The organism is Nonomuraea longispora, assembly GCF_004348345.1.
Taxonomy (GTDB): domain Bacteria; phylum Actinomycetota; class Actinomycetes; order Streptosporangiales; family Streptosporangiaceae; genus Nonomuraea; species Nonomuraea longispora.
On sequence record NZ_SMJZ01000040.1, the window covers coordinates 1 to 16,744 of the forward strand.

Here is a 16,744-nt window from a genome sequence, read left to right on the forward strand (position 1 = left end):
GTCCCCCTACCTGCCTCCCGCCACCCAGCCGGTGCGCGGCGTGGTGTGGGGCATCCACCTCGTCCTGCCGCTGCTCGGCCTCTGGCTGCTGCTGAGCCAGCCGCACATCAACATCTCCTGGCAGCACAACGCCAGCCACTTCTGGATGATCGTCCTGGTGGCCGGGGTCAACGTCGTGCTCGGCGTCATGATCAGCGAGGCGTCACGGCGCCGCGACGACGCCCGCCTTTTCCTCGTCTCCATGGTGTTCCTGAGCAGCGCGGGTTTCTTCTTCCTGCACGGCCTGGCCACCCCCAAGATCATCCTGCCGACCGGCTCGCTCGGCTTCGACCTGGGCCAGCAGCTGGGGTTGTCGATCGCGGCGGTGTTCGCGCTCGGCTCGGCGCTGCCGATGGGCGAGGCTGCGGCCAAGTCCGTGCTCGGCGCCCAGCACTTCATCCGCGGCGCGCTCGCCGGCGTCATGGTGTTGTGGGGTGTCACGTCGCTCGTTCCCGGCCTGACACCGCTCAGCGAGCCGCCGGTGGTCACGCCGATCGGCTGGCTGGTGTGGGCGTCCATTCCCGGTCTGCTGCTCTACGGCGCGGCCAGCGTGCTGATGTTCCGGCTGCACCGCCGCCGCCCGTCGGCCATGCTGATCAGCCTCATCACGGCGTACGCGCTGCTGGCCGAGAGCATGGTCGCCGGGATGTCGCAGCTCAACTGGCACCTGTCCTGGTGGGAGTGGCACCTGCTGCTCACGTTCGCCTTCGTGTTCGTGGCCTACAGCGCCTACCTGCAGTTCAGGCGTGAGGGGGCGAGCGGCGGGCTGTTCGACTCGGTGGCGCTGGCCGCGACCGTCCGCCGCATCCAGCAGGACTACGACAAGGCGCTCGAAGAGCTGGTCGAGCACGTACGCCGCGGCGAACCGCTGGCCGCTGCCCGGCTGGCGGGCAAGTTCCGGCTCAACGAGGGCCAGGCTGCGGTGCTCGACCGGGCCGGCGAGGCGCTGGTCAACGAGCGTGAGCTGTCGGAGCGGCTGGCCGCCCTGGTCTCGGTGAGCGCCCAGACCCGGGTCGGCCTGCCCGAACAGGAGCTGCTGGCCTCGTCACTGGAGCGGGTGCGGCAGGCGTACGGCGACGTCAAGATCGGGCTGGTCGCCGACGGGAGCACGCAGATCGGCTCGCGCGACTACCGCTTCGACGGTGACGCCCCGATCCGGCGCGACCACCTGCTCGCCTTCCCCCTGACCGTCAAGGGCAGGCTCGCCGGTGTGCTGGAGGTGCCGATCGGCCGCACCAGCCAGGACGAGGCGCTGGCCGCCACGCTGGCGGGGCAGCTGTCCATCTCCCTGGAGAACGCCCGCCTCTACCAGGAGCTGCACACCCTGTTCCACCAGTACATGTCGCCCGACGTGGCGCACGCGCTGCTCGCCGACCCGGGTCAGGCCGCGCTCGGCGGTGAGGTGAAGGAGCTGAGCGCGCTCTTCGCCGACCTCAAGGGCTTCACGACGTTCTCCGAGAAGGTGGCGCCCGGCGAGATCGTCGAGATGCTCAACCGCTACCACACGGCGGCCGTGCCCTGCATCCTGAACAACGGCGGCACGATCGTGCAGTTCGTCGGAGACGCGCTGCTCGCCCTGTTCAACGCGCCCGCCCTGCAGGCCGATCACGCCAGGGCCGCCTGCCGGGCCGCGCTCGACATGCAGCGCGCCGCGGCCGAGGTGGCCGAGGAGATGGCGTGGAAGCGGGTCGACGACGTCGAGTGGCCGACGTTCCGGGTGGGCGTCAACACCGGCCCCGCCCTGGTCGGCAACATCGGCAGCCCCGAGCTGCGCGGCTTCAACGCGATGGGCGACTGCGTCAACGTGGCCGCCAGGCTCCAGGGCGTCGCCGAGCCCGGCACGGTCGTCATCGGCGAGACGACGTACAGGCAACTGGGCCGTGACGCGACGGTGCGGTCCCTGGGGCGGCTCAACCTCAAGGGCAAGGAGGAGCTCGTCGCGGCGTACGTTCTCACCGATCTGCCGTAGAAGGTCGTCCTCTATACCGACATAATCGGGCCATGAACGCAGAGCCCGGCGAGTTCCTGTCCCTGCTCACCGACGAGGAGGTGGCGGCGCTGCGCGCGGCGGGACGGCGGCGCCGCTGGGACCGCGGCACGACCGTCATCACCGAGGGCGACACGTACGAGTGGGTGCTCGTGCTGCTGGAAGGCCGGGTGAAGGTCTCCTCGCACACGAGCAGCGGCAACGAGGTGGTGCTCGCCGTACGCGGCCCCGGCGGGCTGATCGGCGAGCAGTCGGCCATCGACGGCTCACCGCGCTCGGCCACGGTCACCACGCTGGAGCCCGTCACCGGCCTCGTCGTGCGCGACTTCGTCTCCTTCCTGGAGGCGCACGGGCGCGTCGCGGTGCTGCTCATGAAGCTCGTCAGCGAGCGGCTGCGCGACTCCGACAGAAAGCGCATCGAGTACGGCGCGTTCGACACCACGGGCAGGGTGGCGACGCGCCTGCTCGAACTGGCCGACCGGTACGGCGAGCAGACCACCAGCGGCCTACGCGTCGCGCTCCCGCTGTCGCAGGACGAGCTGGCCGGCTGGACAGGCTCGTCCCGCGAGGCCGTCAGCAAGGCGCTGCGCACGCTGCGTGACCGCGGCCTGATCGAGACCGGGCGGCGGCGCGTGACCATTCACGACGTCGAAGGGCTGCGCGCACGTGCCCGCTAACCTCGGCGCGCGCTGAACACCACCTCCTCGGTGAAGCGCTCGGGCCCCAGGTAGAAGGAGGTCGACAGGGTCCGCTCGGCGGTGTCGAAGAAGGTGCTCCAGAGCGTGGGGTACGGCGTGGGTTCGGAGGGCCGCACCGCTTCCAGGCTCTCCCGCAGGTCGCGGCCCGACAGCGTGACGCCCTTGCTGCGCTCGTACAGGGTGCGCAGCCGCCCGTACGTGCCGAACGTGGTCTCGGTGTCGGCGGGCAGCGCCATCGGGTCCGAGTGGCGGCGCAGCGAGTGGTTCGTGACGCAGAGCGGCGCGTCGCCGAACTCCACGATGTGCTCGGCGCCGTCCCGGCCGCGCTCCCACACGAACGCCTCACCGTGCGCGTCGGCCACCAGGTAGTGCAACGGCGCCCCGTGGTCGTACTGCTTGGCGCCGAGCAGCGCCTGCTTGGCCTGTTCCACGTTCTCGCAGGTCTCCACCAGGAACCGGGGCAGTTGCACGCTGCTCAGCCCGACCTGCGGGGAGACGTCCTCCGGCGGGGACCCCTGGTCGAGGTCGGCGTTGAGCAGCGTCACCGCCAGCCCGGCCTCATTCATCCCGTCCATGCAGCCGTCCAGGTCGGACATGGTGATCACTGTGGAGGCGAGGCCCTCGTCCGGAATCGTGGTGATCACGTACGGGCGCGACGCCATCGGCAACTCGCCCGGCACCGGCTCGGTCGCCATGACCTCGCTGGTGGTCATCGTGAAGAAGTCGTAGTTGCGCCCGATCCGGCCGTGCCCGTCCGCCGACGCGGACGGCGGGACCCACAGGGCCGAGCAGCCGAATCCCGCCGGGATGTACCACAGCCCGTCGAGGGCGAGCTCGTCCTGGCCCGGGTCCAGGCCGAGCGCCTCGGCCGCGCCGTCCATCCGGGCGTGATGCTGCGGCCAGTGCCGCTCGAACCAGGCCCGCCTGGCCCGGTTCACGGTGGGGTCCGACGGCTGCGGCCGCCAGCCGAGCCGCAGCGCCTCCTCGGTGAGCCGCCGGCCGATCTCGGCCTGGCCGCCCTCCAGGGTCATGTGACGGACGAGCTGGAAGTCGTCCCTGCTTCCCGCGATCTGGGTGATATCCATGCCGGCGAGACTGCCGCCCCCCGCTGACCGGGCTCCTACCGGCCGCTGACCGACCGCTGGTGGCGCTCTGGCGCATGTCTCATCCGAGGGCGGGGGCGAGCAGGCGTTCGACGTCGCGGTAGCGGGAGACGGGGATGAGGTGCACGCCGTCGAAGGCGCCGGAGTCGCGCAGGGCGAGCACCTGCTCGCAGGCCGCCTCCACACCCGCCTGGCGGTCGCCGGTCACCTGCTCCACCAGAGCGTCGGGCAGCGCGATGTCGGGAATCGTCGTGGCCAGGCTGCGGGCGTGGCCGGCGCTGGCCAGCACCATGACGCCCGCGTAGACCGGCGCGTCCACCGGGTGCGCCTCGCGCCAGCGCAACTGGGCCTCCACCGAGAAGGAGACCTGGAGGAAGAGGAAGTCGGCCGCGCGTTTCCAGGCCGGCAGCGGACGCAACCCCGCCGCCGCTCCCAGGCGGGAGCCGGGTGAGAACTCCCTGGCCTCCTCGATCATCGATCGCACCGTGAGATCGCTCGTACGGTTGCCGCTCGCCGGCTTGTCGCCGTAGACGAACAGGAACTGGTCGACGCCGTACGCGGCCGCCGTCAGCAGGTCGCGGCGGAAGCCGAGCAGGTTGCGGTCGCGCGAGTTGAGGCAGGCGATGCCTCGCCCGCCCATCGCCTCGACCTCGTGCGCCACCGCGACGCTCGACACGGTGGCGCGGCCGATGTGGTTGTCGGGGATGAGGAAGGTGTGGGCGACCTTGCTCATGGTGCCGATCTGGTGCCTGACGTGCTTCATGTCGGGCTTGGTCGGCGGTTCGATCTCGCAGATCAACTCAAAGGCCATGAACCACGACCCTAACGCCGGGCCGCCAGTGCTTCTATGCCGCTGAGCACCAGGTCGACGCCGAACGTGTCGTACAGGTGCGGGTCTTTCCGCTCGACCAGCGGGCCGGCCATCTCCACCAGGTGCGGGTAGCTGTCGGCGGGCAGTGACTGCAGGCCGAGCCGCTTGCGCCTGACCCGCTGCGCATCGTCCTCGCCGGACGGGGACGCCTGCTGGATGACCGGGGCGTCGGCGATGGCGATGGCGCTGTGCAGCAGGTACTGCGTGATCAGGCAGCTCTCCTCCACGCTGAACCCCGCCGCGCGGGTCAGCCTGAGCGCCTGGTCCCAGACGGCCAGGAAGTTCGGCACCGCGACGGCGTCGATCTGCTCGATCACGTCCTTGGCACAAGGGTGAGCGCGCAGGGTCCTGATCAGGCTCTCGACCAGGTCGCGCAGTTGCTCCTGCCATGGGCGCTCGTCGGCAGGCTTGGGCGCGAAGCCGCGGATCAGGTGGTCGGCCATGCCGATGATCAGCTGTTCCTTGTTCTTGTAGTGCCAGTACAGAGCCATCGGGGTGACGCCCAGGTCGGAGGCCAGCCGCCGGATCGTGACGGCGTCGAGTCCTTCGGCGTCGCCGATCTCCAGGGCCCGATCCGCGATCGCCCCCGCGGTCGGCGTTCGTGCTGGTGGAGTCCCGGGCCGCGGAGCCGATGGCGGCGATGGTGTTGTTCCGCTCGCGGGTGTTCAGCGGCGGGCTGCTCACCAGCGGGATCTGGTCGTTCGGTGTGTTCGGCATCTACTTCTTCAGCGCGCTGTGGCTGCAGAACGTGCTGGGCTTCTCCCCCACCGAGGCCGGCGCCGCGTTCGTGCCGATGGCGCTCGTCATGGCCGTGGTCGCGATGTCATCGCAGCGCATCACCTCCTGGCTCGGCATCGGACGCACGGTGGCGCTAGGGATGGCGCTCATGGGCGTCGCGATCTACCTGATCTCCCGCGTCGGCGCCGACGGCGGCTACACGGACGTCCTGCCCTGGTTCCTGCTGTACGGCCTGGGCGGCGGCATGCTGGTGCCCCTGACGGCCGCGGTGCTCAACGGCATGCCCAAGGACAGGGCGGGCGTGGCCTCGGGCATGTTCAACGTGTCACGTGAGGTGTTCGGGCTGCTCGGCGTCACAGTGCTGGGCGCGGTCCTGAGCGTCAGGCAGGCGGCCGGAGACCGGGCGCCGCTGCTCGCCTTCCTCGACGGCTACCGGTTCGCCCTGGTCGTCGCGGCGGTCGTGATGCTCGTGGGCATCCCGGTCGCGCTCCACTCGCTGCGCAAGCCGGCCCCATGCGACGAAGCCGCCGAGCCCGCCGAGCCTCAGGCCACCGCCTCGGCCACCGCCGGCTCGGCGAACTGAGTGCGGTACAGCTCCTCGTACCGGCCCCCGGCTTCGAGCAGCTCGGTGTGCGTGCCGCGCTCGACCACCCGCCCGTCCTCGATCACCAGGATGACGTCGGCGGCGCGGATCGTGGAGAGCCGGTGAGCGATCACCACCGCCGTACGCCCTTCCAGCGCCTCGCCGAGCGCCGCCTGCACCGCCGCCTCCGAGGTGGAGTCGAGCGCCGCCGTGGCCTCGTCCAGGATCACCACCCTGGGCCTGGCCAGGAGCAGCCGGGCGATCGTCAGGCGCTGGCGTTCGCCGCCCGACAGCCGGTAGCCGCGCTCGCCCACCACCGTGTCGAGCCCGTCGGGCAACGACTCGATCAGCGTGGCCAGGCGGGCCCTGGTGAGCGCGTCCCACAGGTCGTCCTCTTCCGCCTCCGGCCTGGCCAGGAGCAGGTTGGCCCTGATCGTGTCGTGGAACAGGTGCCCGTCCTGCGTGACCATGCCGAGCGTGTCGCGGATCGAGTCGGCGGTCAGGTCGCGTACGTCCACCCCGCCGAGCCGTACGGAGCCCGCGTCGACGTCGTACAACCTGGGCAGGAGCTGCGCGATCGTGGACTTGCCCGCGCCGGACGAGCCGACCAGCGCCACCATCTGTCCGGGCTCGGCCCGGAACGAGACGCCGTGCAGCACCTCGACGCCGCCGCGCGTGTCCAGCGTGGCGACCTCTTCCAGCGAGGCGAGCGAGACCTTGTCCGCCGACGGATAGCCGAAGCGCACGTCGTCGAACTCGACCGACACGGGGCCCTCGGGCACCTCGCGGGCGTCGGGCTTCTCCTGGATGAGCGGCTTGAGGTCGAGCACCTCGAAGACGCGCTCGAAGCTGACGACCGCGCTCATGACGTCCACGCGGGCGCTGGCCAGCGCGGTCAGCGGGGCGTACAGGCGGGTGAGCAGCATGGCCATCGACACCACCGCGCCGGGGGCGAGCTCGGCGCGCAGCGCGTAGAAGCCGCCGAGCCCGTACACGAGGGCCAGCGCGAGCGCCGACACCAGGGTCAGCGCGGTCACGAAGATCGTCTGCGTCATGGCGGTGCGTACGCCGATGTCGCGCACCCGGCGGGCCCGGGAGGCGAACGCGGCCGACTCGTGCGCGGGGCGGCCGAACAGCTTGACCAGGGTCGCGCCCGGCGCCGAGAACCGCTCGGTCATCTGGTTGCCCATGGCGGCGTTGTGGTCGGCCGCCTCGCGCCGCAATTTCGCGATCCGCGTGCCCATGCGCCGTGCGGGCACGATGAACACGGGCAGGAGCACCAGCGCGAGCAGCGTGATCTGCCAGGAGATGGCGACCATGGCGACGAGCGTCAGAGCGAGCGTCACGACGTTGCCCGCCACGCTGGACAGGGTGTCGGTGAACGCCCGCTGCGCGCCGATCACGTCGTTGTTGAGCCGGCTGACCAGCGCGCCCGTGCGGGTTCTGGTGAAGAACGCGATCGGCATCCGCTGCACGTGGTCGAAGACGGCCGTACGCAGGTCGAGGATCAGGCTCTCCCCCAGCCCCGCGGACAACCAGCGGTTCAGCAGCCCGATCCCCGCCTCCGCGACCGCGAGACCCGCGATCATCAGCGCCACCACGACCACCACGCTGAGCGGCTCGGCGTTGAAGATCGCGTCGACCACCCGCCCCGCCAGCAGCGGCGACCCCACCGCCAGACCCGCCATAACCACGCTGAGCAGCAGGAACACCGTCAGCCTGCGGCGGTGCGGGCGGGCGAACGCGGCGATGCGCCGGAGCGTCGCCCTGGAGACGGAGCGACGCTCCTGCCGGTTGTTCATCGAATACAGCTGGTGCCACGCGGTCATTTCCATGCTCATGGCGTGGAGACTAGATCCTCAACTTAACTTGAGGTCAAGAGCCGATCTTGAGGCCCTTCTTGTGCCAGACCACGGCCACCGACGGGCGCGGCTGGTCGCCGTCGGGCCAGCGGCTTCCCGGGTTGTCCGGGCTCGCGCCGTCGACCTCGCCCGGGTGCTGCACCGCCACGAACACGCTGCGCTGGTCCTTCGTGACCATCGGGCCGCAGGTCTCCGCACCGAGCGGGACCGTGAGGAACTGGCGCAGATGGCCGCGTTCCCTGCCGCGTACCGGCATCACGAACAGGCCGTCGTTCGTGCCGAGCGCGTTGCCGTCCGTCGAGATCCACAGGTTGCCGTCGCGGTCGAACGTCACGTTGTCCGGGCAGGAGATCGGCGAGACCTTCTTCTTGTCGTAGCCCGCGAAATAGGTGTTCGCGTCGTCGGGGTCACCGCAGACCAGCGGCACCGACCAGGAGAACCTCCTCGCCCCGGCGTCGTCGCGCCGCTCGACGATCTCCAGGACGTGGCCGTGTTTGTTCGAGGCGCGCGGGTTGGCCTCGTCCGCCTGGGCCGGGGTGCGGTCGGAGTTGTTGGTCAGCGCGACGTACACGCCGCCCGTGACCGGGTTGCGCTCCATGTCCTCCGGGCGGTCCATCTTGGTCGCGCCCACCTTGTCGGCCGCCACCCGCGTGTAGACGAGCACCTCCTCCGCGGTCATGCCCTTCACGTACGACCTGTCGCCCGAGACCAGCGGGATCCACTCGCCCGAGCCGTCGAACTCGCCGTCCTTCGGCAGCTTGCCCGACCCGTCGATCTCCTTCTCCGGGCTGTCGCCGGTGAACTTGGCGACGTACAGGGTGCCCTCGTCGAGCAGGTCGCGGTTGTGCCGGTCGGCCCCCTGCCGGTAGCGCTCCTTCGAGACGAACTTGTAGATGTACTCGAAGCGCGAGTCGTCACCCATGTAGACGACCAGGCGGCCGTCACGGGCCAGCGTCGTGGTGGCCGCCTCGTGCTTGAACCGGCCGAGCGCCGTACGTTTGACCGGCGTCGAGTCGGGGTCGAACGGGTCGATCTCCACGATCCATCCGAACCGGTTGCACTCGTTCGGGTGCTTGGCCAGGTCGAAGCGCTCATCCACCCGGTCGAACCTGCGGCTGATCTCCGGAGTGCCCTCCGCGATCGTGTAACGCTTGACGTACGACTGCTGCTTCGCCGGCACCTTGTCGCCGTTGACGAAGTACTGGTCGAAGTTCTCCTCGGCGGTCAGCACCGTGCCCCACGGGGTCGTGCCGCCCGCGCAGTTGTTCAGCATGCCGACGGGCTTGCGGCCCTTGGGGTCGGCATCCGTCCTGAGCAGGGCGCTGCCCGCCGCCGGTCCGGAGAACATCATCGGCGTCTCGGCCGTGATGCGCCGGTTGTAGCGGCGACGCCCCTTGGTGACCAGTTTCCACTCGCCGGCGCGGCCCTCCCGCTCGATCTCCACGACCGAGCCGCCGTGACCCGCCAGGCCGATCCTGATCTGCTCCTCGGTGGCCTCAGCGCCGCCGGGGTAGTCGCGGAACATCAGGTTCTCGTCGGTGTACTCGTGGTTCACCCAGAGCAGCGCCCGGTCGCGGCCCATCGGGAACATCGTCACGTAGTCGCAGTTGTACCCGAACTGCTTGCTCTGCGCCTCGGCGCTCTGGTTGTCGAAGTCGAACTCCGGCGCGTCCGGCAGCACCGGGTCTCCCCAGCGCACGACCACCGAGGAACGGTAGTTCTCCGGAATGGTCAGCTTGTCGTCCTTGTTCGGCCGCACCGGCGTGAAGCGCAGGTCGCCGCCCCGTCCGCCGTGCCGCTCGGCGGGCGCCGGCCTGGACGCCTCGGCAAGCGCCGGCGCCGCCCCCGCCGCGCCCACTCCCGCCACGAGAGCGCCCAGCGCCCCGGCGCGCAGCACGCCGCGCCGCGACAGCGCCTCCTTCACCACGTCGCCGAAGTAGGCATTGCCAGTGGTGTTGGCCACGTCATGCGCGCACGCGTTGCCGCAGCGGAACTGACAGGTCAGCGCGGATCGGCCACCACTGTGGGGGGTGGAGATCAGCGGAAGCAGCCGACCTCCCGTTTCGGGGTTCGACACAGGTCCTCCATCGGAGTGCGATCGTACGGCGGGGACGCTACGGCCACCGGCGAAACCTCAGGTGAACGAAGACCTCCGCCTTGATGAACGCTTCCCGGGAGACAATGGTCGCGTGTCACCACGCAAGCTCGACCAGGAAAAGCTCAGATCGGCGCTCGACGGCCAGCTCGTCGCCCTCGACGAACCTCCCTACGACGGGCCCCCTTCCGCCCTGCCCGACGCGCTCGTGTCCGCCGTTCTGGCCGCCTACGACCGCGGGCTCAAGCCCGAACGCGACGCGGCCAGGCAGGCGGTGCGCCACCTGCTCGACCGGCTGACGAGCGCCGCGCCAGGCAGGACCGTCGAGGTGCGCGTGCCCCCATACGCGGCCGTGCAGGCCATCGACGGGCCCCGCCACACGCGCGGCACCCCGCCCAATGTGGTCGAGATGGACGGCCGCACATGGATCGAGCTCGCGCTCGGCCGCCTCACCTGGGACGAAGCCCTGGCCAGCGGCGCCGTACACGCCAGCGGGGCACGCGCGGACCTGTCAGCACACCTGCCGCTCTAGGCGCCGCCGCCCATCCAAGGAAAGCGGCTCTCGAAACAACGGTCGGCGAGCTGGGGCGGCAGGCCGGCGCACTCCTGCGCCACGTTCCACAGCCAGAAGGCCACGACCGCGAACAGGACCAGCGACAGGACGCTCAGCACGATGCCGGCGATGGCGCGGCCCTTGCCGGCACGTTTGGCGAGGGCCACGCAGCCGAAGACTATCGACAGAATGGCCGTGATCACACCCGTAAAACACACGAACACCAGGAACGGGCTCGCCACGCCCAGCACCAGCGAGGCGGTGGCCAGGCCGCTGCCCGGCCTGGCCTGCTGGTAGCCCGGCATGCCGTACGGCGATCCGGCGCCTGGACCGTAGCCGGGCGGGCCGCCGTACGGGCTGGAGGGGACCGTACCGGGTACGGTCGGCTCGTCGTCACGCGGCCCCCCACCCGGGTACGCGCCTTCCTGGCCCTGCCGCTCCTCGCCCTGCCGCTCCTCGCCCGGCCGCTCCTCGCCCGGCCGCCCCTGCCGGCTCTGCCACCCTTCGTGGTAGCTCTGACCGAGGCCACCCTGACCGGAGCCGCCCTGCTCTTCCTGACCGCCTTGGCCCTCCTGACCGCCTTGGCCCTCCCGGGGGTTCTGGCCTACCGGGTCCCGGGGGGCCTCATGAGCCGGGGTGCCGCCCCCGAGTGCCGGGGACGCTCCGGGCGTGCCGCCTCCCGGCGGTTCGAAGCTCGGCTGGTCGCCCTGCTCGTAGCGTGACGGCGCGGGTCTGCCCGGCCGCTCCCCCTCCGACGGGGTCGACGTCCAGCCCGGGTACGGCGGAGTGCTCCCGGGGACCGGGAACACCCGGGTCTGCTCGGCGTCGCTCCCCGTCGGCTGCGGCACCTCCGGTGAGGTGGGCAGGTCGGGATGACGAGGTTCGCCGGCCGGCTCGTGCGGGGGCGGCACGTCCGGGCGCGGCACAATGGGCGGCGCGGGAGCGATCGGCTCCTCACCCTCCCCACCAGCACCCTTCCCCGGCTCTGCGTGAAGGTCCGGGGCCGCGGGGTCCGGGGCCGCGCCACCCGTGGGGCCGGCGCCGGGCAGGCCGCCGGCGGACCACTCCTCCGGTGGCTGGTCGCCGCCCGTCGGCCCCGGCTCGTACGGCCGGAGCACGGGTCCCTGTTCCTCTTCGTCCAGCGCGCCCTCGCGCCACCACTCGGGCTCGTGGTGCGGCGGAGCTTGGCGGGGCGCGTCCTCTTCCGGACGGCCTTCGCGCGGATCCTGCCCGCGGCGGGTTTCGTCCGGGTCCCCAGGTGTGGTCACGTCTGCGTCTCCCGACGGGTCTACATGCCGGATACTTCACCCTTTCGCGCAGGGCGACGCCTAAACCGCGCGACACGGTAAGAGGCCGCTCATCCTTGGGTCACCGTGCGCCAAAAATCCTGGCCGCGGGCAAGATGGGAGGATGCTGGACGAGACCCTGTCGTATGCGCTGATCAAGGTCGTCAAGACGCAACGCAACCGGATGGCCGCCGCGCTGGCCCCACTCGGCCTGCATGTCGGGCAGGAGATGTTCCTCAACCAGTTGTGGAAGGAGGACGGCCTGACCCAGGGCGAACTGATCGCCCGGCTCGGCGTCGAGCCTCCGACCGTCACCAAGACACTCCAGCGCCTGGAGCGTACGGGCTTCGTCCACCGGGTCCCGGACCCCGACCGGCCGCGGGTGAGCCGGGTTCATCTGACCGACGCGGGCAAGGCGCTGCGCGAGCCCGTGGAGGAGATCTGGACGACGATGGACGAGGACCTCCTGCGCGGGTTCGATCCCGGCGAGCGCGGCCTGCTCGCGCAGCTGATCCGCCGCGCCATGCCCTGACGCTTTCACTACCGGCGAAACCGCCTTGCGACCGGACGCCCTCCCTAGTTAGCTGGCTAATTAGTCGGCTAATCAAGGGAAGGGCTCTCATGCACGCACTGGTCACCGGCGGCTCGTCCGGCATCGGCGCAGCCACCGCACTCGCCTACGCCCGTGCCGGCGCGCGGGTCACGATCACGTACAACACGGGGACCGACCGCGCCGCCGAGGTGGTCGCGCGGATTGAGGAGGAGGGCGGCGAGGCGGCGGCCGTACACCTGGACCTGGAGGACCACGCGACCGTCGCGCCGGCCGTCGCCGCGGCCGGGCCGGTGGACGCGCTCGTGGCGAACGCCGTCCGCTGGGGCACCGTCATGCCCGGCAGCGTGGCGTTCGAGGACGTGCCTGCCGCGGAGTGGTCCGCCGCGCTGCACGCCAACGTGGTCGGCAACGCCCTGCTGATCCAGGCGGTGCTGCCCGAGATGCGGCGCAGGAGGTTCGGCAGGATCGTCCTGGTCTCGTCGGGGGCGGCCGAGGAGGGGCAGCCGGGCCCCGGCCCGTACGGCACCGCGAAGATGGCCCTGCACGGCCTGGCCCGCGCCCTGGCGTGGGAGGCGGGCGGTGACGGCATCCTGGTCAACGTGGCCGTGGCCGGGCTCACCGTCACCGGCGGCCGGCACCCGATCCCGCAGCACGTGTTCGACGAGGTGGCGTCCAGGACCCCCACCCGCAGGCTGAGCACGGCGGACGACCTGGCGGCGCTCATCGTCTTCCTCGGTTCCGCGGACAACCGCAACCTCACCGGAGAGATCATCCGCGACGGCTCTAATGCGGGCAGGTCAGTCCACATAGGCTGACCTCCCACCCGGGTGTGCGAGCACGGAAGCCGCCGACCTAGACTGAGGCATGTGCTGAAGGGCGACGGCCGGCTCGGCCATGACCTGGACCCCCAAGACCAAGCTCCCAAAGACGCCTGTGGCGTCTTCGGCGTCTGGGCGCCAGGCGAGGAAGTTTCCAAACTCACCTACTACGGGCTGTACGCGTTGCAACACCGCGGCCAGGAGTCCGCAGGCATCGCGGTCAGCGAGGGCAGCCGCATCCTCGTGTACAAAGACATGGGCCTGGTCGCCCAGGTCTTCGACGAGTCGGTGCTGGGCACCTTGCGCGGCCACCTGGCCATCGGCCACTGCCGCTACTCCACCACCGGCTCCAGCGTGTGGGAGAACGCGCAGCCCACGCTGAGCTCCACCGAGGTCGGCGGCCTCGCGCTCGCCCACAACGGCAACCTGATCAACACGCCGGAGCTGGCGCAGCGCCTTGTCCCCGGCTCCACCAGGGCGACCACCGACACGGAGGTCCTGACCTCGCTGCTCGCCCAGGACCGCACGCGCACCGTCGAGGAAGCCGCCGCCGAGCTGCTCCCGCAGGTCAAGGGCGCCTACTCACTGGTCTTCATGGACGAGACGACGCTCTACGCCGCCCGTGACCCGCAGGGGGTGCGCCCGATGGTCCTGGGCCGCCTGGAGCGGGGCTGGGTGGTGGCCTCCGAGACGGCGGCGCTCGACATCGTGGGCGCCACGTTCGTCCGCGAGATCGAGCCGGGCGAGCTGCTCACCATCGACGAGCGCGGCGTGCGCTCGCGCAGGTTCGCCCTGGCCGAGCCGAAGGGCTGCCTGTTCGAGTACGTCTACCTCGCCCGTCCCGACACCAGCATCGCCGGTCGCGGCGTCCAGGTCACCAGGGTCGAGGTGGGCCGCGTGCTGGCCCGCGAGCACCCGGTCGAGGCCGACCTGGTCATCCCCACGCCCGAGTCGGGCACGCCGGCGGCCGTCGGCTACGCGCAGGAGAGCGGCATCCCCTACGGCCAGGGCCTGGTGAAGAATTCCTACGTCGGCCGCACGTTCATCGAGCCCTCGCAGACCATCCGCCAGCTCGGCATCCGGCTCAAGCTCAACCCGCTGCGCGAGGTCGTGGAGGGCAGGCGCCTGGTCGTCGTGGACGACTCGATCGTGCGCGGCAACACCCAGCGCGCCATCGTCAGGATGTTGCGCGAGGCCGGCGCGAAGGAGGTGCACGTCCGCATCTCCTCGCCGCCCGTGGCCTGGCCGTGCTTCTACGGCATCGACTTCGCCACCAGGGCCGAGCTGATCGCGGGCTCGCTGACGGTCGAGGAGATCCGCGCCTCGCTGGGGGCCGACTCGCTCGGCTACATCTCGCTGGAGGGCCTGACCAGGGCCACCACCATTCCCGCCGACCGCCTCTGCATGGCGTGCTTCACCGGCTCCTACCCGATTCCCATCGACGAGGACAACGTGGGCAAGTTCGTCCTGGAGAGCAAGGCATGAGCACCTACGAGGCCGCCGGGGTCGACATCGAGGCCGGTGACCTGGCCGTCGCGCTGATGAAGGACAAGGTGGCGCGGGCCCGCCGGCCGGAGGTGGTCGACGACGCCAGCGGCTTCGCGGGCCTTTTCGACGCCTCGGCCCTGCTGCGCTACCGGAGGCCGCTGCTGGCCTCCTCCACCGACGGCGTCGGCACCAAGGTCATGATCGCGCAGCGCTACGGCAGGCACGACACGATCGGCATCGACCTGGTCGGCATGGTCCTCGACGACCTCGTGGTCTGCGGGGCCGAGCCGCTGTTCATGACCGACTACATCGCCTGCGGCAAGGTGGTGCCCGAGCGCGTCGCCGAGATCGTCGGCGGAGTGGCCGAGGGCTGCCGGCTGGCCGGGGCCGCGCTGGTGGGCGGCGAGACCGCCGAGCACCCGGGCGCGATGGGGCCGGACGAATACGACCTCGCGGGCGCCGGCACCGGCGTCGTCGAGGCGGCCGGCCTGCTCGGCCCCTCGCGGGTGCGCGCGGGTGACGTGGTGCTCGGGCTGGCTTCCTCGGGCGTGCACTCCAACGGCTACTCACTGGTGCGCCACGTGCTGCGCGAGGCCTCGCTCTCCCTCGACACCGAGCTGCCCGAGCTGGGGCGGCCGCTGGGCGAGGAGCTGCTGGAGCCCACCCGGATCTACTCCCTCGACTGCCTGGAGCTTGCGCGCTCGACCGAGGTGCACGCCTACGCCCACATCACGGGCGGCGGCATCGAGAGCAACCTGTCCAGGTCGCTGCCCGGTCACCTCGACGCGCTGCTCGACCGTTCGTCGTGGACGCCGCCGGCGGTGTTCGGGGTGCTCGCGGGCCTCGGCTCGATCGCGCAGCACGACATGGACCGTACGTTCAACCTCGGCGTCGGCATGGCCGCCGTGGTCGCCGCCGGCTCGGCCGACGAGGCCGTCAGGATGCTGGCGGCCCGTGGCCTCGACGCCTGGGTGCTGGGCGAGGTCGTGCCGGGCGAGGGCCGGGCGCGCTACCGCTGAGCGGTCACTTGTGCCGCTGGTAATAGCGGGCCACGCGGACGCGGTTACCGCACAGGTCGGGCGAGCACCAGCGCCGCCGAGGATGGGCCGGGAGGAAGAGCAGACGGCATCCCGGCCCTTCGCAGCCGCGCACCTTGCCCACGTCGGGGTCGGTGAGCAGGGCCACGGCGGCCTCGGCCAGTTCGGCCAGCAGACGGTCGAGCGGTGTGCCGTCGCGCGCCGTGCCGCGCCGCAACACCGCGCCCCGCACTTCCAGGCGGGGATAGGCGGGGACGGCGCGAAGCGCCTGGTTGAGCGCGGCGATCGCCTCGGGCGGCGGAGGTGTGGCCTGGCGCACCGCCTCCAGGGCTCGCTCCACGTGGCCGCGCAGGTCACGGACGGCGGCCAGGTCGGCGGGGCCGAGTGAGATCTCGGGCGGGGTCAGCTGGCCGGCCTGCTTCGCGAGCCAGGCACGAAGGCCCTCCGCGGTGGCCAGGGCGTCGTGATCGACGCTCGACGGGGTGTGGAAGCGCGTGTTGACCAGGTCGAGTGCGAGGGGCTCGCCCGTCAGCAGATCCATACGCTAATGGTATGGCCTGGCCGTTGACGCATTAGCCGCTTCGTGTCCCCGGACCCCCGGCGCTGATCGTGCGGTACGCCGGCGACCCGGCGCCCTCAACGAGCGGGCCGTGCACAAGCGGCCCACGTGACGAAAGCCCCACGGTTGCCCGTGGGGCCCGACGAGTGCGGGCGAGGATCCGGCGCGTACGCCGGGCCCTCCACCCCGTCACCCAGGAGAACGGCTATCGGCGGCCGGCACGGCCGTCGTCGTCTTCTCCTGCGCCATAGTCATCGGCGTAATCGGCATAGCGATCCGCCAGCTCATCGTTGAGGTCGTCGGCGTCGTCGTTGCGGCTGGAGTCTCCGACCCCGAGTTCGTCGCGAAGACGGTCAAGATCCGTGCCACCGCTGTTGTACTTCAGCTGGCGAGCAACCTTGACCTGCTTGGCCTTTGCTCGGCCGCGCCCCATTGGCTCGACCCCCTCGTGTGGGGTCGTCCCCGACCCCTCGT

15 protein-coding genes and 1 pseudogene are annotated in these 16,744 nt (G+C 71.1%); 8 read left to right on the forward strand and 8 right to left on the reverse strand.

What is annotated here, in order from left to right:
• Together E1267_RS13180 and E1267_RS13185 are read left to right on the forward strand one after the other, a co-directional pair.
• Window positions 1-2,008, forward strand: a 2,008-nt coding sequence (locus tag E1267_RS13180) for an adenylate/guanylate cyclase domain-containing protein (RefSeq protein WP_220449459.1), incomplete at its 5' end; no start/stop codon positions are given.
• A 32-nt stretch (window positions 2,009-2,040) separates the two neighbouring features.
• Window positions 2,041-2,703, forward strand: a complete 663-nt coding sequence (locus E1267_RS13185; protein ID WP_132332733.1) for a Crp/Fnr family transcriptional regulator — start codon at window positions 2,041-2,043, stop codon at window positions 2,701-2,703.
• Here E1267_RS13185 and E1267_RS13190 read toward each other — a convergent pair.
• From E1267_RS13190 to E1267_RS13200, 3 genes are all read right to left on the reverse strand, one after another.
• Window positions 2,700-3,809: a C45 family autoproteolytic acyltransferase/hydrolase gene (locus E1267_RS13190; RefSeq protein ID WP_132332734.1), complete on the reverse strand. Its 1,110-nt coding sequence runs from the start codon at window positions 3,807-3,809 to the stop codon at window positions 2,700-2,702. The two genes, E1267_RS13185 and E1267_RS13190, sit on opposite strands and share 4 nt — an antisense overlap.
• A 79-nt stretch (window positions 3,810-3,888) precedes the next feature.
• Window positions 3,889-4,638, reverse strand: coding sequence for a methylenetetrahydrofolate reductase (locus E1267_RS13195; protein WP_132332735.1), 750 nt, complete (start codon window positions 4,636-4,638; stop codon window positions 3,889-3,891).
• A gap of 11 nt (window positions 4,639-4,649) precedes the next feature.
• Complete coding sequence (locus tag E1267_RS13200; RefSeq protein ID WP_342774813.1) at window positions 4,650-5,279, reverse strand: TetR/AcrR family transcriptional regulator; 630 nt, start codon at window positions 5,277-5,279, stop codon at window positions 4,650-4,652.
• A 5-nt stretch (window positions 5,280-5,284) separates the two neighbouring features.
• On the opposite strand from E1267_RS13200, the pseudogene E1267_RS13205 reads away from it, so the two are divergent.
• Window positions 5,285-6,019, forward strand: a pseudogene (locus E1267_RS13205) (MFS transporter); the annotation flags it as partial.
• On the opposite strand, the gene E1267_RS13210 reads toward E1267_RS13205, so the two are convergent.
• Both E1267_RS13210 and E1267_RS13215 read right to left on the reverse strand, forming a co-directional pair.
• Entirely contained in the window at window positions 5,980-7,860 is a 1,881-nt protein-coding gene (locus E1267_RS13210; protein WP_132332737.1) for an ABC transporter ATP-binding protein, read from the reverse strand. The pseudogene E1267_RS13205 and the gene E1267_RS13210 sit on opposite strands and share 40 nt — an antisense overlap.
• 34 nt (window positions 7,861-7,894) lie before the next feature.
• Window positions 7,895-9,958, reverse strand: a complete 2,064-nt coding sequence (locus E1267_RS13215) for a PhoX family protein (RefSeq protein ID WP_132332738.1) — start codon at window positions 9,956-9,958, stop codon at window positions 7,895-7,897.
• Window positions 9,959-10,070: 112 nt separating this feature from the next.
• Here E1267_RS13215 and E1267_RS13220 point away from each other — a divergent pair, with 112 nt between their 5' ends.
• Window positions 10,071-10,508, forward strand: a complete 438-nt coding sequence (locus E1267_RS13220) for a sterol carrier family protein (RefSeq protein ID WP_132332739.1) — start codon at window positions 10,071-10,073, stop codon at window positions 10,506-10,508.
• On the opposite strand, the gene E1267_RS13225 is transcribed toward E1267_RS13220, so the two are convergent.
• On the reverse strand, window positions 10,505-11,797 hold the full coding sequence (locus E1267_RS13225; RefSeq protein WP_132332740.1) for a DUF4190 domain-containing protein: 1,293 nt from the start codon (window positions 11,795-11,797) through the stop codon (window positions 10,505-10,507). The genes E1267_RS13220 and E1267_RS13225 overlap by 4 nt on opposite strands.
• A 142-nt stretch (window positions 11,798-11,939) precedes the next feature.
• On the opposite strand from E1267_RS13225, the gene E1267_RS13230 reads away from it, so the two are divergent.
• The 4 genes from E1267_RS13230 (at window position 11,940) to purM (ending at window position 15,693) form a co-directional block, all read left to right on the forward strand.
• Window positions 11,940-12,347 carry a MarR family winged helix-turn-helix transcriptional regulator gene (locus E1267_RS13230; RefSeq protein WP_132332741.1) on the forward strand — a complete coding sequence of 136 codons (408 nt, stop codon included), beginning with the start codon at window positions 11,940-11,942 and terminating at the stop codon, window positions 12,345-12,347.
• An 89-nt stretch (window positions 12,348-12,436) separates the two neighbouring features.
• Window positions 12,437-13,183, forward strand: a complete 747-nt coding sequence (locus E1267_RS13235; RefSeq protein ID WP_132332742.1) for an SDR family NAD(P)-dependent oxidoreductase — start codon at window positions 12,437-12,439, stop codon at window positions 13,181-13,183.
• A gap of 51 nt (window positions 13,184-13,234) precedes the next feature.
• Complete coding sequence (gene purF / locus E1267_RS13240; RefSeq protein ID WP_132332743.1) at window positions 13,235-14,671, forward strand: amidophosphoribosyltransferase; 1,437 nt, start codon at window positions 13,235-13,237, stop codon at window positions 14,669-14,671.
• Window positions 14,668-15,693, forward strand: a complete 1,026-nt coding sequence (gene purM, locus E1267_RS13245) for a phosphoribosylformylglycinamidine cyclo-ligase (RefSeq protein ID WP_132332744.1) — start codon at window positions 14,668-14,670, stop codon at window positions 15,691-15,693. Before purF ends, purM begins: the two co-directional genes overlap by 4 nt.
• A gap of 4 nt (window positions 15,694-15,697) precedes the next feature.
• On the opposite strand, the gene E1267_RS13250 is transcribed toward purM, so the two are convergent.
• The gene (locus tag E1267_RS13250; RefSeq protein ID WP_132332745.1) at window positions 15,698-16,252 is read right to left on the reverse strand and encodes a CGNR zinc finger domain-containing protein; all 555 of its coding nucleotides are present in this window, start codon (window positions 16,250-16,252) and stop codon (window positions 15,698-15,700) included.
• A 223-nt stretch (window positions 16,253-16,475) separates the two neighbouring features.
• Entirely contained in the window at window positions 16,476-16,703 is a 228-nt protein-coding gene (locus E1267_RS13255) for a DUF3073 domain-containing protein (protein WP_132332746.1), read from the reverse strand.
• Between the last annotated feature and the right edge of the window lie 41 nt (window positions 16,704-16,744).